Annotated in this window: 19 protein-coding genes; 10 read left to right on the forward strand and 9 right to left on the reverse strand. The window is 55.5% G+C overall.

Annotated elements, in window-relative coordinates:
- Positions 1-16 precede the first annotated feature (16 nt).
- Together CEE69_RS21460 and CEE69_RS21465 are read left to right on the forward strand one after the other, a co-directional pair.
- Positions 17-274, forward strand: a complete 258-nt coding sequence (locus tag CEE69_RS21460; protein WP_099262665.1) for a hypothetical protein — start codon at positions 17-19, stop codon at positions 272-274.
- Positions 275-488: 214 nt separating this feature from the next.
- Positions 489-1,022: a hypothetical protein gene (locus tag CEE69_RS21465; RefSeq protein WP_099262666.1), complete on the forward strand. Its 534-nt coding sequence runs from the start codon at positions 489-491 to the stop codon at positions 1,020-1,022.
- Between the two features lie 206 nt (positions 1,023-1,228).
- Here the strand turns inward: CEE69_RS21465 and CEE69_RS21470 are convergent, their stop codons facing one another.
- A complete protein-coding gene (locus CEE69_RS21470) occupies positions 1,229-1,744 on the reverse strand; it encodes a transcriptional regulator (protein ID WP_099262667.1) in 516 nt (171 codons plus the stop codon).
- A gap of 116 nt (positions 1,745-1,860) precedes the next feature.
- Between CEE69_RS21470 and CEE69_RS21475 the strand changes: the two genes are divergently transcribed.
- A complete protein-coding gene (locus CEE69_RS21475; protein WP_099262668.1) occupies positions 1,861-2,790 on the forward strand; it encodes an aldo/keto reductase in 930 nt (309 codons plus the stop codon).
- Here the strand turns inward: CEE69_RS21475 and CEE69_RS21480 are convergent.
- Positions 2,762-3,904 carry a multiheme c-type cytochrome gene (locus CEE69_RS21480; protein WP_099262669.1) on the reverse strand — a complete coding sequence of 381 codons (1,143 nt, stop codon included), beginning with the start codon at positions 3,902-3,904 and terminating at the stop codon, positions 2,762-2,764. The genes CEE69_RS21475 and CEE69_RS21480 overlap by 29 nt on opposite strands.
- Before the next feature lie 349 nt (positions 3,905-4,253).
- Here CEE69_RS21480 and CEE69_RS21485 point away from each other — a divergent pair, with 349 nt between their 5' ends.
- On the forward strand, positions 4,254-5,408 hold the full coding sequence (locus CEE69_RS21485; RefSeq protein WP_099262670.1) for an endonuclease/exonuclease/phosphatase family protein: 1,155 nt from the start codon (positions 4,254-4,256) through the stop codon (positions 5,406-5,408).
- Between the two features lie 40 nt (positions 5,409-5,448).
- Here the strand turns inward: CEE69_RS21485 and CEE69_RS21490 are convergent, their stop codons facing one another.
- Positions 5,449-7,227, reverse strand: coding sequence for an MFS transporter (locus CEE69_RS21490; protein ID WP_099262671.1), 1,779 nt, complete (start codon positions 7,225-7,227; stop codon positions 5,449-5,451).
- A gap of 193 nt (positions 7,228-7,420) precedes the next feature.
- Here CEE69_RS21490 and CEE69_RS21495 point away from each other — a divergent pair, with 193 nt between their 5' ends.
- The 3 genes from CEE69_RS21495 (at position 7,421) to CEE69_RS21505 (ending at position 11,719) form a co-directional block, all read left to right on the forward strand.
- Positions 7,421-8,692 carry a dicarboxylate/amino acid:cation symporter gene (locus tag CEE69_RS21495; protein ID WP_099262672.1) on the forward strand — a complete coding sequence of 424 codons (1,272 nt, stop codon included), beginning with the start codon at positions 7,421-7,423 and terminating at the stop codon, positions 8,690-8,692.
- Positions 8,693-8,813: 121 nt separating this feature from the next.
- Entirely contained in the window at positions 8,814-11,078 is a 2,265-nt protein-coding gene (locus tag CEE69_RS21500; protein ID WP_099262673.1) for an NfeD family protein, read from the forward strand.
- The gene (locus CEE69_RS21505) at positions 11,078-11,719 is read left to right on the forward strand and encodes an NfeD family protein (protein WP_099262674.1); all 642 of its coding nucleotides are present in this window, start codon (positions 11,078-11,080) and stop codon (positions 11,717-11,719) included. The genes CEE69_RS21500 and CEE69_RS21505 overlap by 1 nt, the downstream gene beginning before the upstream one ends.
- A 39-nt stretch (positions 11,720-11,758) precedes the next feature.
- Here CEE69_RS21505 and CEE69_RS21510 read toward each other — a convergent pair whose 3' ends face one another.
- From CEE69_RS21510 to yacG, 5 genes are all read right to left on the reverse strand, one after another.
- Positions 11,759-12,391, reverse strand: coding sequence for a PEP-CTERM sorting domain-containing protein (locus CEE69_RS21510; protein ID WP_199169916.1), 633 nt, complete (start codon positions 12,389-12,391; stop codon positions 11,759-11,761).
- A 445-nt stretch (positions 12,392-12,836) separates the two neighbouring features.
- The gene (locus CEE69_RS21515; protein WP_449314206.1) at positions 12,837-14,081 is read right to left on the reverse strand and encodes a DUF1559 family PulG-like putative transporter; all 1,245 of its coding nucleotides are present in this window, start codon (positions 14,079-14,081) and stop codon (positions 12,837-12,839) included.
- Between the two features lie 442 nt (positions 14,082-14,523).
- Positions 14,524-15,282, reverse strand: a complete 759-nt coding sequence (locus tag CEE69_RS21520) for a hypothetical protein (RefSeq protein ID WP_099262675.1) — start codon at positions 15,280-15,282, stop codon at positions 14,524-14,526.
- A complete protein-coding gene (gene greA / locus CEE69_RS21525; RefSeq protein ID WP_099262676.1) occupies positions 15,279-15,758 on the reverse strand; it encodes a transcription elongation factor GreA in 480 nt (159 codons plus the stop codon). Before greA ends, CEE69_RS21520 begins: the two co-directional genes overlap by 4 nt.
- Before the next feature lie 226 nt (positions 15,759-15,984).
- Complete coding sequence (gene yacG, locus CEE69_RS21530; protein WP_099262677.1) at positions 15,985-16,233, reverse strand: DNA gyrase inhibitor YacG; 249 nt, start codon at positions 16,231-16,233, stop codon at positions 15,985-15,987.
- Positions 16,234-16,490: 257 nt separating this feature from the next.
- Between yacG and CEE69_RS21535 the strand changes: the two genes are divergently transcribed.
- The 3 genes from CEE69_RS21535 to CEE69_RS21545 all read left to right on the forward strand — a co-directional run bounded on the left by CEE69_RS21535 (position 16,491) and on the right by CEE69_RS21545 (position 21,800).
- Complete coding sequence (locus CEE69_RS21535) at positions 16,491-17,702, forward strand: retropepsin-like aspartic protease family protein (protein WP_233215502.1); 1,212 nt, start codon at positions 16,491-16,493, stop codon at positions 17,700-17,702.
- Positions 17,703-17,828: 126 nt separating this feature from the next.
- Positions 17,829-20,357: a DUF1592 domain-containing protein gene (locus CEE69_RS21540; RefSeq protein ID WP_099262743.1), complete on the forward strand. Its 2,529-nt coding sequence runs from the start codon at positions 17,829-17,831 to the stop codon at positions 20,355-20,357.
- A 3-nt stretch (positions 20,358-20,360) separates the two neighbouring features.
- The gene (locus CEE69_RS21545) at positions 20,361-21,800 is read left to right on the forward strand and encodes a DUF1552 domain-containing protein (RefSeq protein ID WP_099262679.1); all 1,440 of its coding nucleotides are present in this window, start codon (positions 20,361-20,363) and stop codon (positions 21,798-21,800) included.
- Here the strand turns inward: CEE69_RS21545 and CEE69_RS21550 are convergent.
- Entirely contained in the window at positions 21,797-22,645 is an 849-nt protein-coding gene (locus tag CEE69_RS21550) for an OmpA/MotB family protein (RefSeq protein ID WP_099262680.1), read from the reverse strand. The genes CEE69_RS21545 and CEE69_RS21550 overlap by 4 nt on opposite strands.
- Positions 22,646-22,713 lie beyond the last annotated feature (68 nt).

Below are 22,713 nucleotides of genomic sequence, written 5' to 3' on the forward strand. Positions count from 1 at the left end.
AGTGTAGGAAGACGTTGTGATTCAAGATGACACCTTGGTTGGCGGCTTGGCTTTGATAGTCGCGGCCATCACGACCGCGATTGCGATCGGTCCATGGACCGCCCCCTATCAAATTCGTTCGATCGCGGCGATTCAAAAGCACTACGGCCCGATGGTCGCTCGCGGTGCATGGCTGCTGATTGCATTCTTATCTGCCATTTCTGGTGCAGCTATTTTGAATGGGATTCGACCGACCTACGCGTCGCCGCCCGCAACGCTGAACCAGAATCAGTGAAGAGGTTTCTTCCGCTAGGGTTTTTCAACGGAACCACGTGCTCAATCACGCCGTAGAATCCTTGAAGCTGAATCTCACGCGGACACCATGTTGAACCGGCGGGGGCATCATGCACGCCAAAAGATGTCTTGACTTTGGGTTCGCGGGCTACTAGTTGTGGATTTCAGGTCTTTCAATTGGCCCCCTTTCGCAGCCTGAACAAGGGGATGATGCAGTGGCAACTGAACACACACCTGAAAAACGATCAGCACTTGATCGCTTCCTAAGCGGCCTCAGTGAGTCGATCTTCCAAACCAAGTTGGGCGTCACGGACGTCCAGTTGATCGGTTACGTCAGCGACCTGATGCTTCGATTTGTTCGCATCGATGCCGTTCACAAAATGCGTCGCAATGACGGGCGCCCAGCAACGGAAGTTTTCCAGTTGTTGTGCGAGGCTGAACGCCGAATCGGGATCGCCAAGCGAGAAGTGCATCGCCACATCGGCGACGTGACTTTGTTTTGGGCCGGGATGTTTCCTGAGTCCGTGCGTGGCGATGGCAAGGACTCACCGGATCAACTTCTGGACTATTTCCAACACGGTAAACGGTCCTACAAAATCGCATCGACAATTCAAGCCGATGAATCGCGACCACCATGCGAGTTGCTGGATCGGTTGAGCGACCAGTTTGAACTGTGTGCCTACGGTTTGCGTGAGATCCGCCGAGAGATCGACGACGCGGAACCCGGTCAGCAATTGCTGCTCTCGTGAGCCGTTGCCAAGACGATTGACTGGCTCGATTCTGCAGAGCCAGAATCAAAAAAGGGTCCGACGATTCTTCGCCGAACCCAGGTGACTCATTGTCAGAGTTTGAGCGTATCAGCCGATGTGCGTTAGCACCGGTTCCTGCAACGCAATTGGTCTAGCTGCAACGCTCAATCGGTACTGCTTGAAAAAGTGATCCGTCCTGTCACCAACTATTTCCGGCGAGCTTTGGTTTTGCGACTCTTCCGTTTCAGTTGGCGTTCGCGAACTGCGATCACTTCTTCTCGGTCGACCGTCTCACGATCCCGAGCGATGCAGGCGAGTTCCCAGGCTTCGTCTTCGCCATATCGGTTGAACGCGAAGCTGATCTTCTGACGTCGTCCGTCCTCCGTTTTCCACGACGCACAATACGCTTGGTACTCGCAACCGGGATAGCGATTGTCGACTGAATGGGCCAAGTGCACCCCCACCTTGCCGGTGGTGTTTCGACTGGTCAATTTGTCTTTGGTGGAATTGTTCGCCGGGCCGAGAACCTCCAGCAACGCGGCATGGCTTTGCTTTGCCAACTGCAACGCTTTGCGTTTTCCGCCGCACATTTTGTCGGAGTAGTACTCGGAATTTCGCACGCCATCGCGACAAACGCGGACCACGTAGCCCTTCGAGTTGTTCTTTTCGACTCGGGTAATCCCGGGGGCAACCGTGGTTGCGGTGGTGGGTGTCGTTGCCATCTTGCTGTTGAATTGTTCTTCTTAGAGGTCATCGGATTGAACGATCATCAATTCTCACTACGAATTAACCACGTCCTGCGCCCAACTTAGTTCCCTTTTTCAATCTCGCAACTGTTTTGAACCAACACATCATTTTGGGACTCTGGCCCATCGCGGGCGTCACCACGATTGGCGTGACTCGCGAAAACGCGATCGCAACCATTCATGCGGCCATTGATGCTGGCATTCGCCAATTCGATACCGCCTACAGTTACGGCCTGCAGGGGGAGGCGGACGAACGCCTGGGGGCGGTCCTAAAAGACCTCGACGGGCCAACTCGCGACGAGATTCAAATCATCGGAAAAGTCGGGCAGCGATACGGCGAGGATGGTGCCCGAGTGAACGACGGAAATCCCGAGACACTGGTCGTCGACGCGGAAAACTCTTTGCGACGCATCGGAATCAGGTGCTTTGACACGTTGATGCTGCACTGCGTCGATGAGGAAGTTCCGATCGAAGCGAGTGCTTGGGCGCTGCAGCGTTTGATGCAACGCGGTATGGCGAAACGAGTGGGGGTCTGCAACGCCACCCCAGAGCAACGTGCGGCGTTTGCGAGCGTCGTTCCATGTTCCGCGATTCAGTGTCCGCTCAATGGCCTTCAGCAGGAGCCTCTTTCAAACGAAATCGCAGACGCGAAAGAGCATGACTGCGACGCTTGGGTTTATTGGACGCTGATGAAGGGTTTGCTGGCCGGCAAGATTGAGCGTGACCATGTCTTCGCCGAAGGTGACAGCCGACCCAACTATCCAATCTTTCAAGGCGCGGCCCGCGAACGAGCCCATGACATCGTCGATCAACTCAAAGTAATCGCAGCCGACACAGGTCGCTCGGTTGCGAATTTGTCGATCTCTTGGGCGGTCTCGCAACCCGGAGTCACGGCGGCCCTCGTGGGTGCTCATCGCCCCGAACAAATCGCCGACTTTGCATCCGCAGGCCCTCTGCCCAAAGCGGTGAGGCGGCAGGTCAACGAACTCTTTGCTACTTCCAGCGATTCGCAGGCGGAATGAAAGCGTCCAACGGCGCGAGCACGTGACCGTTTGTTTCGGCGGCAAAGCGGAAACCAATCTCGGCGATCGTATCGGCTGCCTGAACCAGTTGCTCACGATTGTTCAGTTTCAAAGTGACGCCGCTGTAGACCAGCAAAACATCTTCGATGTGTTTTGAAGTGATTTTCTGAGAAACGGATAACAGTCGTTTCGCTGCCCGGTCTGCTCGCTTTGCCGCGGTGACACCATACTTCGCTTTTTGGGTCGCTTCGGCAGTCGCTCGAAGACTGGCTTCCAAATCCGCGATCATGCCACTGACAAACATGACTCGCAAACGATCGCGACTGCTTTGGTCGTTGTTCTGACCATCGGAATCGATGAAGTTGTGGCGGATCGTGCCCTGGCTCCACGAAACGAATTCGAAGTCAAGGCTGCCCGTCGAATGGCCGCCGACGTTGACGAGTTCTTCGTCGGCCGTTGTGTGACAACGCAAGCAGCTTTGTGCAACAAGGTAAACGTTGACGGGATTTCGCATGCCGGCAGCAACACTTTGTGCCAAACGCAGTTGACGGTGCTCCGGAGTTTCCATCGCTCGTGTGACTTGTTCGCCACCATAGTCATGATGCAGGTCCAACCACTGCTTGGCGGATCCGTGACATGATTCGCAGCTGACTCCTTCGATCGCATGCACGTTGCCCGAAGCCGTATCAACCTGTTGAGTGTAGTGGCAATCGACGCACCGACCGTCGTACTTGATGGAACGGATGCCAAGCTTCGAAGCGATTGCTTTCGCTTCTGGACGACGGTGCAGTTCATCGAACGTGCGTTGGTGAGGCGTCGCCTTCCAAACCTTCACTTCGTTGGCATGGCACTTGACGCAAGTCTCACTGCCCATGGTCAAGTGCGGATCAACGGGCTTTGCCGCGGCACCTTCGACACTGGGCGTGTTCACCACCGACGTGATCAACAGGCCTTCCTGGGCAGGCGCCAATTGCAATGGTTCACTCTCCGCTGCATCGTTCTCGGTTGCCGACATCGAAGAGCGAGGCATCTGCAACAAACCGATGGCGGTCATGGCGAGGACCAGCCCGGTGATCACGGACGCGACTGGAAAGCGATTGATGCAGAGTGACATGCTGACACAATTGAAACAGCGGAAAAACAGTTTTAGCTGTTCAAATTTACGACACGATTGCACGCGGTCTCTTTCGCTTCGACTCGACAGACATCATCGGTCAACTGGGGGATGCGATCATGCGGGCTAGCAGGTGTACACCTGATATTGCAGTTGACGCGATTGAAACGGATTGGCTATCGCCCAAGTTGGTTCTGCTATCGATTGATCGCTTGACGCTTCCGCCGCATGGCGATGCATTTCGTACAGATCGTGAAACAGAAAAGTGACTCGCGAGAGCCATTGGAACGCATCGAGAAAGATTCTCAGCGACCGCCAATGAGCTTGTGATACACGCGGCAAGGAGGCCGTGGTGATCAAACTGTTATGGAAATTGATCTGGGGCGATAAATCCAAATCGCGGCGACGGTCTCGTCGATCCAGCGGTTCCATCCTGCGCTGGTTCACGCCTGGGATCTCGGTCACCGGAGTCATCGCACTGGTCATCGCTGCGTTGACCGGACAAGTCAACTTGCCGACCTTGGATTCGCTTCGAGGAAACGAAGAACCGGTCTACGAAGACCCATTGGCCGCATCTTTGACGCCCGAACAAATGGCGTCCCGTGGCTACTCCGGGAGAGCACCCATTGGCGAGATTGCACCGGTTAGTTTGGTGACGCCCGTCAGCGGTCGGAATCAGAAGAACGACGCGTCCATTCGGCTGGCGACTTTCAACATTCAAGTGTTTGGCAAAAGCAAGTCATCGAAGCCTGAAGTGATGCGTCATCTCGCTCAGGTTTGTTTGTTGTTCGATGTTGTCGCGATCCAAGAGATCAAAGGTGATCCAGCACTTCCTATCAATGGACTGCTGGACGAAATTGCCAGTTTGGGTGGTCGGTATGACGCGACCGTGAGCGCTCCCCAAGGCAGAACATCACAAACCGAACGATACGGGTACGTCTGGGACACCGATCGCATTGATCTGATCCCGGAATCTGACTACTTGGTGAGTGACGAACTCGATCGGATGCATCGCGCACCGATGGTGGCTAGCTTTCAAACTCGCGTGACTCCCACAGCGACTCGCAAACCATTCCGATTCACATTGCTAAATGCACACACGGACCCAGACGAAGTCGGATCCCGCATGGGCGACACTCCGAAGAACGAAATGAACGTCTTGGACGATGTTTTTCACAGCGTTCGAATGTACGAATACCAAAGCACCGGCGAAGAAGACTTCATCCTGATGGGCGACTTAAATGTCGACACGCAGTGGCTCTTGGAAACGGGACGCATCTCCAACGTGACATCACTGGTCGGTGATAAACCCACCAACACATTGCAGACGAAGACCTACGATCACCTGCTGATTGATTCAGCGACGACTCGAGAATTCACCGGACGAGCGGGCGTGCTGGACCTAAAATCCGCACTTCGCATCACCGAAGAAGAAGCCTTGAAGGTCAGCGATCACATGCCGGTGTGGGCTGAGTTTGGAGTCTACGAAATCCCGCCTCGCTAAGTCGTTCGCGTTTTTCGATGGCTCGCTAGCTTGGATTGCCTCAGACGGGCGATGGTTCTTCAAACATCCGAACATCTTGGACCGGATAGGAAAAGCGACCATAGGTCATGTCGTAGATCTCCCACTTTTGATGCCCTTCGTCGTGCAAGACGGACTTGAGCACCCGTTCCGTTAGCAGAACGACATCACGCCACTCGTTGCTATCCAGTGTTACCAAACCTGAACTGCGTTTCTCAGCCAGATCGGCGGCGTTCTCCAAGTGCTTCGCGAGCAACTTCGGTGCTTTAACAGATTCATACATGGACAAGGTTGCCTGTTCGTTGGCACCACCGATTTGAAGGTCGGGATACGAGTCGTCGACACTCACCAAACAGTGCCCGTCCTCCAGCACGCTGATCATCCGCAGACGAACTTGCCCGTCAAGCTCATCCGTCATGCCTAGAACCAGATTCTGACACCCGACCTGGATCGTAGCTTGGCATGCCGCATCGCCGCGACCAATTTCCACCAACAACGGTTCTTCGAAATCAGCTTTTTGCCAAAGCAGGTTGTGCTCCATCGCCTCGGGTGATGCTTGTGCGTTGGCAGGCACGCTCAATCGAGGATCCAAATACTTGCGAGAATAGCTGGCGTTCTTATTCAGCGTTTCTTGCAACGCGTCTTGTCGAACTCCAGTCGTTGTGTACTGATCCGCGTCGACATCCGTGCCGCTGGACTTCTTCGCTCGCTTTTGCTTTTTCGAAGGCTTTGCATTCTTCGCTCGACCTTTCTTTGGCAGGATTAAATCGTCCAGTGATCCTGGCGACAACACCATGCTGCGTTTGGTCTTTATGCTCCCGCGAATCCCCAACCAAGTGGCCATTCCGGCACAAGCCGCGATGAAACCGGCGGCCTGCATCGTCCACATCGATTGAGCTTGCCCCAATCCACCGAGAACAAATGCCAACCCGTATGCGGCGGCCAAACTGAATCCACCGACGAAGAACGCCAGCATCCATGTGACTCGGTTGCCACGACCGGACCGCAATGGAATCCCGAACACACCGACAATCGCGGCGACGGGACAGAATAGGATCCAAAGCCCCCAACCAGCCGAACTGCAAAGCAACCATCCGATGGTCATCGAAAAGGCGGACGCACCGATCCAAATGCTGGCGTTTGAAACGGATTCGGTTTGAGAGATGGGGTGCAAAGAGTACTGATCCATTTCAGCTGACTTCACAAACGGCTCTGGTAGTTCGACACCCAGGTAGTCACCTGATTTGGCAATCCACTTCGATGTTGGATCTTCCGTGACGAAAGCTGTCAACGTTCCGGTTGTTTTGACTTCTTCTAAAGCCAAGGCAGCTATGTCGCGACCGGGCGAGAGTTTGAGCGGTTGTGGCATTGAAGCGCCGACAAAGTCCCGCGGAATGACTTCGCCGCGCACCATCTGGTCAATTAGCTTCTTGGACCTTGGGTGCTTCAGTGTTTTCGAGATGGTCGACTTGGCCATCGCAACTTTGTCACCCGACATCCAAGCTCGCATCCCCGTGCCGACAGGCAACGCTTGAGCCGCATTGGGATCGGGTGCCAACATGGCGAAGTCCATCTCTTCGGATGGCTCTGCAATTGTCGCGTCAGTCAGCCGAACGACCGACGACTCGCCAATTCCGTTTTGAACCAGCTCCGCACAAGTCATTTCGACGGGAGTTTGTTCCGACGACAATGCCCGATGAAGCTTGGGAACGGCGACAAGGGTTCCGCAAAAGAGACCGGCCGAAAACAAAACGCTGCCGACTGCTGCACGTCGAGTGTTACGTCGTTTTGAGGAGGGCATCCGAGACTACTCGTTGATTGGGCTGAGGCGTGGCCAATGGCCAAAAGAAATACAGGAGGGTGGGGAACGAACCATTCCATCCAAAACTTAGGTCGCTCTCATTGGCAGCGCCGTGCGAGCTCGGAAAGAAACCGCTATTTTGTGACGCTGTAGACAGCCAAACCCGCGTGATGAACGCCCCCAAGGAACAAGCATGACGGAATCACCCAAGCACAATCAGTCACTGACGTATTGGATTGCGGGTGCGATTGTGGCGGCGATCGCAGTTGCACTGACTGCTCCGAATATCGCGGTGCACTTCGAAATCGGTGGCGAACTGTTCCTTCGGGCGCTCAAGATGATTGTGGTGCCCTTGGTGTTCACTTCCGTGTTGTGTGGAGTTTTGGGGTTGGGCGATGTCCGGCAACTAGGCCGTCCGGGCGCGACCGCGGTGGGGTACTACCTGTGCACGACCGTCTTGGCCGTGGTCATTGGATTGGTCGTGGTCAATGTCATCCGCCCGGGAGTCGGAACGGTCGATCCTGCCGTTCTCGAAAAGTTTGCTGAGAGCGCCGAACTTCCAAACGGTCAAACAGAGGCACCCGGCATGGGCGTTGTGCTCGAGAATCTTGCGTTGATGCTGATCACGGACAACTTGTTCGCTGCCGCAGCCGACACTCAGTTGTTGCCGATCATCGTGTTCACAATCGCAATCGGGGCGCTGATGACAACCATGATGGATCGCGTTCGGTCGATCGCCACTTTGGTCACCGAAGCCAATGATTTGCTGCTGCGGTTTGTCATGGCTTTGATGAAGCTCGCACCGATCGGGATTTTCTGCCTGGTGGCTGCAAGATTCGGAAAAGCTCAAGCCGACGGTCGCTTCTTTGAAGAAATCAGCCAGATCGGTTGGTACTTCGCCGCGGTGGTGATCGGCTTGGCCATCCACGGCTTCGTTATCCTTCCGACAATTTACTATCTGGTTACCAAGAAAAATCCCTATCACTACATGGCGGCGATGAGTCAAGCGTTGCTGACAGCGTTCTCAACCGCCAGCTCATCGGCGACGTTGCCGGTCACACTGGAGTGCGCTGAATCCGCTGGCGTTTCAAAGCGTTCCACTGAATTCGTGATCCCATTGGGAGCGACGATCAACATGGATGGCACCGCGTTGTACGAAGCTGCCGCGGCCATTTTTATCGCCCAAGCCATCGGCTTCGACCTGACACTTTCAGACCAATTGATCGTGGCGGTCACCGCGACGCTGGCCGCAATCGGAGCCGCGGGAATACCGGAGGCGGGGCTGGTCACGATGCTGATTGTCCTGGGAGCTGTCGGATTGCCTTTGGAATACCTTGGCCTGATCCTCGCGGTGGATTGGTTGCTCGATCGATTCCGAACCGCGGTCAACGTTTTGGGCGACAGCATCGGTGCGGCGGTCGTGGGCACGACGATCCCAGACCCCGAACCATCGAGAACTTCATAGAAAGCGATCCGCCTTTGCTCGCGAGAGCACTGGAACATCGGATCTTCATCCTGGCCTCATAAACGCTGGCGAATTGGATCCGTCATGTTCTTTTGCCTTCCATCCGCCGTATAATCGTTGCATGAGCGGTCAACGGTTTGTCTTGGTTGGTTTCCGGCACAGTGTGGTCCCCGGCTGGGGGCGATCACTTTGGTGCATGCTAGTCATATTGCTTGGCCTGTTGCCCATTCATCTTGGACTGGCACAGACGGATACGTCGCCCAAAACGGGAGTGCTGATCGACGTCCCGTCTCCTCTGAACAGTCGCGACGTTGATCGGATCTTGGCTCGCTTGTCTCAGATCGCTGTCGCATCCAAACGCGGCGATGCATCTGACAGAGGCCGAACCACTGTGGTCCTGCGACTCGGAGAAACCGGCCGAGGTGGACAAGCGGATTCGGCCGCGCCAAGCAGCGAACAATCGACGCCTTCAGAGGCCAGGAATTCCGCTGGTGGAGCCACTGCATTCGAGGACGCACTGAAGATCGCGCGAGCGGTTTCCAGTTCTGATCTCAAACGCGTCCGGGTGGTCGCCTGGGTCGATGGAGCCGTGTCCGGGCACGATGTGCTGCTACCGCTCGCTTCGGAAACGTTGCTGATTTCATCGTCTGGATCGATCGGTGACGCCGGTCGGTTTGAGCCACAGCTCGACGACACGATCGGAGTTTTGTATCAATCCATCGCCCGCCGCAGGGCTTTGATACCGCTGGAGTTGGTCGGTGGTTTGGTCGACTCCAGTCTCGAAGTTGCGAAGGTCAATTTGATCGACGGTGAGTCAAGCTTTTTGTCCGGGAAATCGCTGCTGGACGCTCGCTCGGCTGGGCGGGTCGCTTCGGAAAACACCCTGGCCAATTCCGGCGAACCACTCGTCTTGGACGCCAATCAGCTCAGGCAAATTCGGGCCGCCGCGGCGATCGTCGATTCAGAAGAGACCGTTTCGGACTGGCTGGAACTGAGTGCACTGCAAAGCGACGATTCGCGATCAGTGGACGAAGCGGTCGGGCGATTGGTCCGAGTCACCGGCAATATCACCGGATCTCGCGTCCGTCGGTGGCAGAGCAATTTGGCCGCGACGATCGATTCGCCAGACGTGAACACGTGGTTGATTGCCATCGATTCACCAGGCGGCAATTTGAATCGAAGTGCATCGCTCGCTGCGACCCTGGCGGATCCCGGCATCGCCATTCAGGCGGTGGGAGGCTGCGTGACCGGCGAAGCTCGCGGGGATGCGGCGTTGATCGCGCTGGCCTGCCAACCACTAATCATGTTGCCGGATTCGACAATCGGCGGCAGTGGCGCCGACGCAATGTCACCCGCCGACGTGCAGCGTCAGTCAGAGCTGATCGACATGGTCGCGGACTCGACCGGCCGAAGCGTCGCGCTCATTCGCGGATTGCTGGATCCTTCCCTTTCAGTGCACCGATACGTTCACCGCCGCTCGGGACGAGTCCGCTACGCAACCTCGGATCAAATCCGCCTGGACTCAAATGAAAACGAAACCAGCGATTGGCAGCGGATGGAAAAGATCGAACTCGCGTCGGGTCTCAACGCCTCCCAAGCCATGGAACTCGGATTGGCCGATGGCACATCCGAATCTCTGCAAACAGCCTCCGCAGCAGTCGGCCTGAACGGCATCCCGCCAGAACTATCGGACCGCGGACTGGTTCGCTGGGTTGAACGACTCGGAGGCCAAACCGGACTCGCGATGTCGCTGTTGGTTGTCGGCTTCATGATGCTGTCGATCGAAGCAAGCGCCCCGGGACTCGGTTTTCCCGGGTTCATCGCTCTGGTTTGCTTCGCATTCTTCTTTTGGATCAAGTATCTCGCCGGGACCGCTGAGTGGGCAGAGCTCCTCGCCTTTGGACTTGGCCTGGCTTGCATCGGCATTGAGATATTTGTGCTGCCTGGCTTTGGAGTCTTCGGAGTCGGCGGCCTGATTTTGACAGCGATCGGCGTGATGCTCATGAGCCAAACGTTCGTCGTTCCACAGAACGCTTACCAGCTCGGTGAACTGACACGAGGCCTTTGGGTCACGCTTGGAGGACTAGGCGGCTGCGTTCTTGGCATGATTTTGGTCCGGATGTATCTGCCACAAGCAGCTCTTGCGACTGGATTGTCGATGGGCGTCCCCGAAGCCAACCTGGATGAATCGGAACGCTTGGCTCACTACGACAATCTGATGGGCCAAACCGGCGAAGCCACCACGCCGCTGCGGCCCAGCGGTAAGGCAAGGTTCGGTGAGACAATCGTTCCGGTCGTGAGCGACGCAACCGCGATCGATGCCGGTCAATCCATTCGTGTCATCCAAGTCCTCGGAAACCGAATCACCGTCGAGGCGGTGGATTGATGCCGGTTCTCTACACGATCGGCTTGTTGGTACTCTTCCTGACTTTGGTGATTGCCGAGATCATCGTACCCAGTGGCGGCCTGCTTGGATTATTCGCGGTCGCCGCAGCGATCACCGCGGTTCTGATCGCATTCACCGTCAGCCTGAATTTCGGTCTGGCGATCGTCTTGGCCCTGCTCGTACTGACGCCGATCCTGCTCAGCATCGTCTTGAGATTCTGGCCGCAAACCGCGATCGGCAAAGAGATCTTGAACCGTCGTTCCAACGGAACAGAAAGCTCCGCTCCCGTCGCAACCACCCCCGACGGCACCCCGCTGGTCGACCTAATCGGCCGCTACGGAGTCGCCGCATCCGATTTACTACCAGCAGGCCGAGTCATCATCGACGGCCACAAAGTCGACGCAGTAAGCACCGGAATGCCAATTGACAGCGGAGATCCAATCAAAGTCGTCCGAGTCCAAGCCGGAAAACTGCAGGTTCGATCAGCAACCGCAGAAGAATCCCAAACGGACATGCCTGCCGAATCAGCAGAATCAATAGAGCTATATAACAATACTGACTCAGCCAAAACCCTCGACGAAGTCAACCTGGATGACCTAGACATCGAATCCAGCCCGGCAAGTTCAATACGCTATCCATGAAAATGTATGGCCGCAGTAACCACCCCCCCAAACAGCAAGTCAGCTCGCAGCAGTCGGTATCAGTCTACGTCGTCGCGCGATAGCCGCACATGCACCGATGCCAAGCAGGGCGAAAGCAGAAGGTTCAGGTACTGCAGAAGCGCCAAAGGTCTCGAACGTATAATCGAAGTTTGGGAATGCCATATAACCAGTATTCGCAAACGTATTGCCACGTGAATACGGATCATTAACTGATCCAGATAGAGCCAAGGTGTCGTTAGTGCTAGTAAATACGAGATAGAGCGTTTGATCGGGCACAACAGAAACACTCCCAAAATCAACTACTGCATATTGTCCTGGGCTAACGCTATTAGACGTACCTGAACCCAACATTACCCCCGAATCATTAGGCAGAGCACTAAAAAGCTCGATCGTAATGTTGCCGCTGCCGATACCAGCATCGCTGCCGCCCCAAAGATGCACCCTGGCGCCGGTAATATTGTCTAGAGTTGGGCGAAACGATTGAGCAAGGTCGTTTTGAGAAAACTCGGCGATACGTGACAGGCTCCCTGCTGTTCCACTTGGCGCCCCAGCCAGTTGGCTCTGATCAACGATTACGGCTGCATCTGCGAGAGTTAACGTCGCCAATTGCAGAGTGAGCAATATCGCACCAAAAACAATGATTCGAAACAAGTTATTTCTCCGGCACCGTGAGTCTGATTGAGCTAGGAATTGACCTAACAAGTCCACCACCGGAAGTATAACTAGCCGATCCACGCGGGGGGCGAAAGGAAACCGCTGAAATTAAAGAATTCCCGTCGCCGTTTGTTGGTGACCTCTACGCAATGGCTGATGAACCAACCAGGGTCTTCCCGCCAGCCATTAGTGCCGCGTCATATGCGACTGACGCTGGCTTTCACCCAAGATTGTCCGCTGAAGCAACACTCGGCGATAGCCGCAAAAGCATTGTGGCGAACATCTGCGATAGGAAACGCTTGGAAGTCCTGATCGCTCAGGTCAGACAAAACGCTCCAAAGCAGCGATACAATACAGCTTCTATCCGATTCCGAAGAATGGCACCCAAAACGAGTGCCATTCGCACCAAATCACTTCAAAGGACGCAGCAACGAAGCTCTAATTAAAACGCCTCTGTGTCTAGTACATACTCAGGCCAAGGCACATGACTGCTCTTTCCACGGGGAGTCAGCAGGGCTTGGTAGATTCGATAGTCGATAGAATCGGGGATAAACCGAGTACCGCCGTCAGCCATCGCCGCGTTAACTCCGTCGTTGTGTGCCGAGGAAGGCCGTGCTAGCTGGGGCGAATTTGCCGCGGTCATTTGCAGATTGAAGATTTCATCCGAAACCGAGGTCCCTCCGCCATTGATACGTAGTTTTGTGAAGTTAGCCGTGTCCATCGGCACTGAACCAACTTTACTATTCCAAGGAAACGAACTCCCTTTCGAGGCGTCAGGATCGGCGTAGTGCCAAGCCATTCCGTTGGAGAACCGAGCAGCGAAAATAGCAGGAGAACTCGTGTCGGAGTTGTTGAATGTCACAGTTTCATCGGCTGGCAAGTTCCCTGCATCAATAAAGCCAGCGCGATGCCAAGGCATCGCTTGAACGTTCTCTGAGAACAACATCGTATTACCAGCGCCATCTTTAAAATCGTCGAGTCGAACCTTTGGACCCTCGTATTGGTGTTTCCCGCCGATAATATTGTATTTGCAGTTGAATACTCCGTTAGCTCGACTTTGAGATTCCTCGAAAGCTTGATCCGCGCTCATCGAAGTTACGCTTCCTCCGATAGGTAGAGGTGTACCAACGGCTCCGCCTGTAGTGCTAAAAAAGTGGGCCAACCCTGTATTTGCAATGTAGCTGTTCTTCCCGCTTTCACCTTGCGCAACAGGATTACTTGGGCACTGCATGATTGCCAGGTTTGGCGCAGCGAGCGAGTGAAAATCATTGCCGGATGCACCACTCGTTGGCTCATGCTCTGTGTCCGCGGCTCCTAGGTGAACGATCGGGTAGCGATCTTCACTCCAGTGCTCGTATGTAGGCTGTGCGTCGAGCCATGGAAGCAACGCTACCGTCCACGTCCCAATTTTCATGTGTGCGGGCAGGCTTCCGTTCAACGGGTCGGATGGGTCAGATCCGCCAGCAAATCGGCCAAAACTCTGGATATATCCAGGCAGTTCGCCTTTCGAGTTTTCATACTGGATCGCCGCCAAGGACAGGTTCTTGATCTGCGTGCTGCATTGGTTGCGGCGGGCTGTTTCTCGAGCTGAGTTGACAGCTGGAATGAGCAGCCCCATCAAAATGCCGATGATGGTGATCACCACCAGCAATTCAACGAGAGTGAAACCGGATGGTTTGGTTTTCATGGCGGTGTCCATAGGCGAAGAGATAAGAGACGACGCGATCCGGCAGTCGCCGGTCTGTTCGATCGCTAGCGACCCCATTATTCCAAGCCACGGCGGGAATTGCAACTCAGAACCCCCTTCCCGTCGCTCGTATGGGGTAGTAACGCACCGTCTCGTGCGTCCTAGCTTGACCCTGCGGGCATCCGCAGTCGGCCTGAGTGCCTTTCTGGCAGCCTGGCGGGCAAACAAGCAACGATTTGCGTGTCTTCCATCACCCCCCAAATGAGAAGCGTTCTCAAATCGATGGCTTGGAACGCATCACAAAAACCGAATTCGTCCTGTGGCGATAAAAAGATTTGCTGAAGAAAACACTATCCAGCCCCGTTCCAGCGATTTGGATTGCAAGCAATACCGAACTGGACATTTTGGCGCACGGTCAATAGCAGCGTACGTACGAGCGAACTTAATATCCGCCTTGCTCGATAGCTGCCCTCAGTTCCCGCTTTAAAATCTCGTCGATCGGCTTACGCTCAAAGAACTGATCCTCCAGATCGTCGCGGTCGCCAATCAACTTTGCTCGTTGAACCACGTCGCGAATGTCGTCTTCGACGAGAGGCTGTTTCAACACGCGACCAAGCGGATGCGTGGTATCGACCTGGGTTGTCGGTAGCAAAACATCATTGACGTCGATCACCGTCGCCTTGCCTCGCTCGATCGCACGCCGAAGTCGCGAAATCTGTTTCAGAGCGTTGTCGCGTTCATCGTCATCGAAATTCTCTTTGACGAACGAATCAATCACGTCGAGTTCGCCGTATTGTGGGATCGGCAATCGCACCAATCGTTGCATCACCGCAGAGGCCTGCTCCTGCGGGTAGTCGTCCGCCTGCATTTGCTTGATCGTTGTTTCCAACTGATCGATGACCGACTTCTTTTCGTCCGGTGGCAACAGGCTCTGCTCGATGACGTCGACGTAGCCGACCAATGTTCGGACGGCAACTTCCGTTCGTTTTTGGAACAACACCCAAGTCGTAACGCCACAGAACACGAACGACACGATGCCCATCAGCAACGTGCATGCAACCACAATCGGCATGCACCCCGGTTCTTGTTGCGCCGAGGTGCTGGCCTCTTGACCAGGTGGACTGGTCGAAGAAGTTTCAGAATCCGAACCAGCCTCGGAATCATCCAAAGCCGGTTCTTTGTCATCGTTGGTCGAACTCACAGATCGAATTCAATTTTCAGGATTTTGAACTTCAATTTTCCTGCGGGCACATCGACCTCAGCCGTTTCGCCAACCTTCTTGCCAACCAACCCCTGACCAAACGGACTGGTGACAAGAATCTTGCCGCTGTCGTAGTCTTCATCGCCAGCACCGACCAAGGTGAACTGTTCTTCGTCGCCGTAGGCAACGTCTTCCACCGTCACGGTGCAGCCAAACACGACCTCATCTTTGGGAAGCGACGACACGTCGATGATGGACGCGCGAGCGATCTTGTCCCGCAGCTCGTTGATCTTCGCCATCAACATGCCTTGGTTCTCACGCTGGGCGTGATATTCCGCGTTCTCTTTCAAGTCGCCTTCTTCACGAGCTTCCGCGATTTTCTGAACGATCACGGGCATCTCTTCGTTTTCCATGCGATTGATCTCGGCCTTGATCTTGTTGTAGCCCTCTCGGGTCATTGGCACCGATTCGACCATTGTCGCGATCCTACGTGTGTTTGGCTGGAGACATAAAAAAAGAAACCTTCCCCAAGGGAAAGGTTCGTTCGCAATCCTGAATTGTCGACCAGTCCGATTGAAAAGTCCAGTCCCAGGACCCACCCGATTTGCAACGCCGTGCTCTGAAGCCACCCCAGCTGGCCAATCGATTCAATTCATTCAACGGCAATCAAACCGCGCAATTATGAACTGCCGACCCACGATACTAGCCGTCAAATCGATGAGCACTCTGGTTGTGCCGCTCAGGAGTCGGCTGAGACAGATCGCGATCATCCAAGTACTCAACGGGCGTGTCGCCGGGATCGCCTTCGTGAGGCAAACCGATCTCCTCGTTCATCCAACGCCCCAAATCGATCAGCTGGCAACGCTTGGAACAAAACGGCATCGCTGGCGTCTCATCCGATAGAAAACGGCGGCTGCAGGTTGGGCAATTGAGTCTGACAGGCGGTTCCATGATGGGCTCCTCAATCGGTTCACTTGGTCAATCGTCGTCGGCATTATTCGGATGCAGGTTCGTCCTTGACCGAAAAAGGCCTCCTCCCACAGGAGGGCTCGGCTACAATCATTCAGTGTTGCACTCGGTGAAGCTTTCAATCACGAAACTCGCCCCACTCGGTTGATCCCAAAAGGATTGGATCGAGTCAACCTTTCGGCCGCAACGCCTTCGTCAATCAAACTGGCTTTCCCACGTCCTTTCGTCAAGCTCGACCGATGCAATCCAAATGCCATCGCCGCCTCCCGCCGGGCTATCGAACCAACCAACCGTCACACCCGGTGAACTCGGTCGTAGTTTGGAGCCACCGATCCTCGGCCGGCCAATACTTGGTCATCGCAGCCTTGTTGCTCGCGACCCTGGGCATCACTGCCCCAACGACGGGCGAAGACGAAGCAACTGAACAGCCCGCCGGCAAAACCCAGGTGACTCGTTATTCCGCAAGCGTCGAAGCCAAGGCGGAAAAAATCTTGCAAGACGCTGGCCTGCGACGCAGCGGAAAATCCTTGGTCGCGAATGAGTCCGCTGACATCGCCCGATCGATGACTGCTCTGATCAAGCAGCGACGCGAACTGATCTTGGAACAGAAAGAGCTCGACGCATTGCTGGCCCAGGTCCAGCAGATCAACGAACAAATACGAGTGTCGGAGAATCAAGACGGAGAACTGAACCTGCAATTGGCCCGCGTCGCGGGAAACGATGTCGGCGCGAACAACCGAATTGTGGCTTTGATCAATGCCAACCGAACTCGCGTCGGCCAGTTGCGATCACAACGAACCAAGACTCAAGAGCTTGCCAACGAGCAAAGATCAGAGCTCAATTCAAAGCAAGCCGACTACGCTGAATCCGTGTTTCAAATCCGCAAGGACTTGGACGCGTTGCGAGATTCGATCGGGAAGATTTTGGAAGACGCCAAAGTCAAAATTGCAATCCAGGTCATGAATGCAAATCAGGGTGTTCCGTCCTCGATATCAGCCGAAGACATCCTGCACACAATTGAACTGCGCCTGGCAAAGATCGAACAGGAAGTCTTTTCGGAATCAATCCCACTCGAGATCGAACGCAATGGTTCGCTTTACGTGACCGCCAGCGTCAACAACCAACCTGTTCGCATGGTCGTCGACAGCGGGGCGACGCTGGTGACGTTGACCGCCGAAGCCGCGAAAGAATTGAAGATTGAAGTCCCCACCGACGCGCCGCTGTTGCGTCTGGTAATGGCGAACGGCGACGAAATCTCGGCCAAACGAGTCAACCTGGACTCCGTTCGCGTGGGCCCGTTCGAAGCGAAAGATGTCTCCTGTGCGATCTTGGATCCGGTCGCCTCGCGAGCCGATCCCATGCTAGGGATGAGCTACCTCGGTGAATTCAAATTCGAGATCGATGCGGCGCAGAAAAGCCTCAGCATGCTGCGGGTCGAGACGTCACCCTGAGAAACTTGCATCGGCCCTCTCCAGCGGTGACAATAAACGTCCCGCCACGAGTTCCCTCGCCGCTCCCGCCCCACCTCCCAAAGCAATCGTGTTGTGATCGCGATTGTTTTTGCTCGCCGAGTGCTTATGCCAACCAGGCTCGCCTTCTTGCTTCACGCAGTGCTGCTTGCGTCATTCGTGTTTCTCTGCGCAATATCCGATTGTCAGCTGTGTTTCGGCGAAGATTCCAAAGCAGACAACACGTCAGCGATCCCAACACCTGTCTCGCAAACCTCTTTCGAAGACCACATTCGCCCATTGCTTGCGACCTACTGCGGCGATTGCCACGCACCCGACGACGAGGATGACCCGGTCGGCTTCCTGAAGTCAACAACCACCGAAGAGATTCAACTTCGCCGCGAAGTCTGGTCGAGCGCAGCCGAACAACTGCACAACCGCACGATGCCGCCAGCGGATTCGGACCAACCAACCGAAGCCGAACGTTTGCAACTGAGTCAATGGATTGAAGATCACTTGAAGGCGACCGCGTGTGCCGGCGGCGAGTTCGCGGGGCGTCCCTTGCCTCGACGCCTCAACCGAGACCAGTACACGCACGCGATCAATGACCTGACAGGTCTGAACTTTGACTTCGTCGAAACCTTTCCGGCGGATGGCGGTGGCGGCGAAGGTTTCAACAACAACGGCGAAACGCTGTTCATGCCGCCGTTGTTGATGGAGCGATACTTGGAAGTCGCCGCCAAAGTCATCGACCAAGCGATTGTACTGAAGCCGCTCATCGTTGAATTTGAATCGGAAGACAACACCAATGATCCGGCAAGCAACGTCTTTCATACGTTGCTGTGCAGCACCGACGAAACATACGGGCTCTCCATCCGACTCCCTGAAGCCGTTCGGAATGACGCGCGGGTTCGAGTGAAAGTGGATGGCATCGTTGCTGCAACACGAGATGCCGGCGACCAACAACATGGCCAGCATTGGATGACGCTCTCGCTGCCCAAAGGCCAACATCACATTTCCGTCCAAGCGGAACCAACGACCGATTCAAACGGCACGCCGTCGCCCCGAATCGAACAAGTCCGTCTGTTTCAATTGCCACGAATTGAGTATCGCAAAGGCCAGCAGATCGAACGCGACCGCAAGAAGATGTCGAAAGTCGTTCAAGAGTTTGCGACAGAAAACGCGGAAGTCCCGATCGATCAACTGGAACCCAAATTCCATCGAGGATTCAGAGAATACGGGCGTGAGTCGTTGGCGAAACGCTTGGCCGCAACCGCGAAATTACTTGGGCTATCCTCGGACGACGATGCGTTGACGCATCGATTGTCTCGAGAGGAGGCGAAGTTGGCGCTGGTGCGTTTTGCCCGACGAGCCTGGCGTCGCCCGGTTGAGCAAGCAACCATCGGTCGATGGATGTCACTGTTCGACCATGTCGTTGATCGTGGCGAGTCACCTCGCGCGGCGTTGCAGTTGGCTCTGCAAGCCGTTTTGACTTCACCGCATTTTCTTTACATCAGCGAAGCCGACCAAGACGAACCCGGCATCCATCCGATCACGGACCTGGAACTCGCGACGCGATTGTCATTCTTCCTTTGGTATTCGATTCCCGACGAACGCTTGCTGCAATTGGCTGAGCGGAACGAGTTGAGCGATTCCGGAACGCTTCGCAAGGAAGTCGACCGGATGCTCGCCGACCCTCGCTCGAAACGCTTCGCGGACGTTTTCGCGAGCCAGTGGCTGGGAACCGCCGCGGTTGGCAACACAGTCATCCCGGACACAAACTTTTTCAAACCGGCCTACTCCGATGAATTGGTCATCGACCTTCGTGAACAAGTCGGCCAGACGATGGCCTGGATGATTCGCGAAAATCGACCGGTCACGGACTGGATCGATTCCGACACGGTTGTGATCAACCACCGACTAGCCAAACACTACGGCATGGTCTCGGCCGCGAAAAAGTTGGAGGGCAACGAAGAAGGATTCGTGGCGATCCAAAGGACGGACGATTTCGAGGCGTCGCGACGGACCGGAGCGTTGGGGTTGGGCGCGGTTCACATGTTAACCAGCTATTCACGAAGAACCAGTCCGGTGCTTCGGGGAGCGTGGGTGTTGGAAACGATCTTCGGAACACGAGTCCCCGCACCACCGCCAGATGTGCCTTCTTTGCCCGGCGGCGAAAAAGAAAGCGGCAAGAAGACGGTCCGCCAACGACTCGAGCAACACCGTGACAATGCGACCTGCGCGGCATGCCACGACTTGATCGACCCCATCGGATTCGCACTCGAAAACTTTGATGTGATCGGCCGATGGCGTGATCATGAACGCGGACCGGCGAGCGAAGAGGACTGGCAAAAGAAAGTCAAACGCGAACCCGAGAAAGTCGCGAAACTTCCGAAGATCGACAGTTCAGGACGCCTGCCCAGCGGAGAAACATTCGACGGGGTCGATGAACTGCGAGCTGTTTTGGTCGCTCGCCAAGACGCTTTCCTGGACGAGTACATTCGACGCATGCTCGGATTCGCGTTGGCAAGAAGTCTCGAAGAAGCCGACGCATGCACGATCGATTCGATCCGCAAGCATTTGCAGGACAACAACCTGCAAACTCGCGAATTAATCCATGCGATCATCCAAAGCACTCCCTTTCAAAACCGAGGCTAAACGATGCTGTTTCGAAACAAGCAAGCTCGCCTGTCACGACGCCGGTTGCTTCGCGGACTCTCCCAGGGTTCCGCGGTGGGGATGAGCCTGCCTTGGCTGCATGCGATGGCGGGTGAATCGCCTGACGACACGCCTCCGGTCGTGGACGAGAACGGCAGAGTCAAACCGCTCGACCGCCCGCCAGTCCGCACCGCGTTCTTGTTCATGCCCAACGGCGTGAACCCACCGAACTGGACGCCTCCAGAGATCGCCGAAAGCGACCAATTTGAGCTGACGCCGATGCTGCAACCTTTGGCTGACGTTCGGGAGGAAGTGGTGCTGCTTGAGAACCTGCATCACCCCAATGTGAACATGCGAAACGGTCACTGGCCCAAGGTGCCCGCGTTTTTATCCGGCGGATTCGTTTTGCGAACATCGGGCCGCGACATGGACACCGGCAGCATGTCAGCCGACCAATTCATCGCGTCGAAGATCGGATCGCATACGCCATTGCCAAGCCTAGAACTCGGCGTCGATTCCGCGTACACCGGAGTCGACAATGTCGGTGGCGGATTCACTCGGATCTATGGCTCGCACATCGCTTGGCGAGACCGTCACACGCCATTGCCCAACGAGATCGTTCCACAACTCGCATTCGATCGACTGTTCCGAGGCGGTGCCGCTTCGCCTCCGGTATCCGGATTGAATTTGCATGACCCGCAAGTCGCCAAGTCGCTGCAACGAGACACGACCAGCGTTCTAGATGTCGTGTTGGAAGACGCTCGTGGTTTGTCGCGACAACTCGGCAGCGAGGATCGTGCGAAGCTGGATGAATACTTGCAAAGCGTCCGAAGCGTCGAACAACGCATCGAAGCATCGATGAAGCCTCAAAGACGCTGGATCAACGAAGGCAAGATCGACGTGCCGCGACCGGGACCGGGTTTGCCTGAGCAACACATCGAGCATGTTCGTCTGATGATGGACATCATGATCCTGGCGTTTTGGACCGACTCAACACGCGTCGCGACGTTCATGATGGGCAATGCCCAAACCGGTCGAAACTTCTCGTTCATCGACGGCGTGAAGAGTTCGTTTCACGGGATCTCGCATCACCGGAATGAGCCCGATCGCATTGCGGAGTACGAACGCATTGGGACTTGGCACATCGAACAATACGCCTACCTGATCGACCGAATGCGATCATTGAAAGAAGGCGACTCGACGTTGCTGGACAACTCGATGGTCATGTTCGGTTCAACGATCCGAGATGGCAACAAACACGACATCGAGAACCTGCCGCTGCTGCTGGCTGGTCGAGGTGGCGGCGCCATTCGAACTGGACGACGCCTGGTTGCACCCGAGAAATCCCGACTGTGCAACCTGTATGTCTCGATGTTCAACGCGATGGGAATCGAAGCGGAACAATTCGGAACCAGCGACGGCAAAGTCGATCTCGTCGCTTAGAACGACTCGGGATAAATCACCAGCTCGACGCGGCGATTCGCGGCGCGTCCGGCGGGAGTCGTGTTGTCTTGGCGAGGGTTGTTCGATCCCTGTGCGACCGTGAACAATTGCTGTGCTGGCATGCCGCTTCGGCGAGTCAACCAATCCAACACCGCGCCCGTTTGAGCGGACGTGAGTTGATGAGCGCTGCCGGCCGCTCCTCCATACATGGGAGCGTTGTCGGTGTAGCCTTCGATGCCAATTCGCTGACGAGGGAACACCGAACGAAGTTGAGCAGCGGTCGGATCCAAAATCGAACCCGCGGAAGGCTGCAGTTGTCCGGTGCCTTGCGCGAACAATTGATCGCTCGGCAAGATGACTCGCAGCACCTCACCGTCTTGTTCGACTTTCAAGCCGCCCAAGTTCAGACGACCGGCCATTTGATTGAGGTTTGTGTTGGCTCGAATCGTCGCACCGCCACGCATTTGTGCGGACGCTTGAAAACTGCGTGCCTGACTCTGAGCGTCTTGTGCGACAATCCGAGCGGACTCGTATTGCTGAGTCGTGTCCGACAACTGTTTGCGGACCAAGTTCAATTCGTCGCGATAAACTTGCGACTGTTGCTCGCTTTGGGCCAACTGCGTTGTCAGCTGACGATTGTTGTCGTCCAGCAATTGAACCCGACGGTTCAGCTCAGCGACCTGGGCCTGGATGCCATTGACCGCGGTGGTGCTCGGTGGCGGTTGCCACACGGAAGTTCCGCCGCCCGCCAAGTACGGGTTTTGTGAACAGCCCACTGCAACGCAGGTCCACACAAGTGCGACCGCGAGGAAAGCCATATCGGAGCGTTGACGAAAAACGTTCATGGCAGGGACGTTACGAAACGAATCGGGCAAGTCACAACACCGATTCGAATCGACTTTTGAAAAAACGA

This window comes from Rhodopirellula bahusiensis, assembly GCF_002727185.1.
GTDB classification, from domain to species: Bacteria; Planctomycetota; Planctomycetia; order Pirellulales; family Pirellulaceae; genus Rhodopirellula; species Rhodopirellula bahusiensis.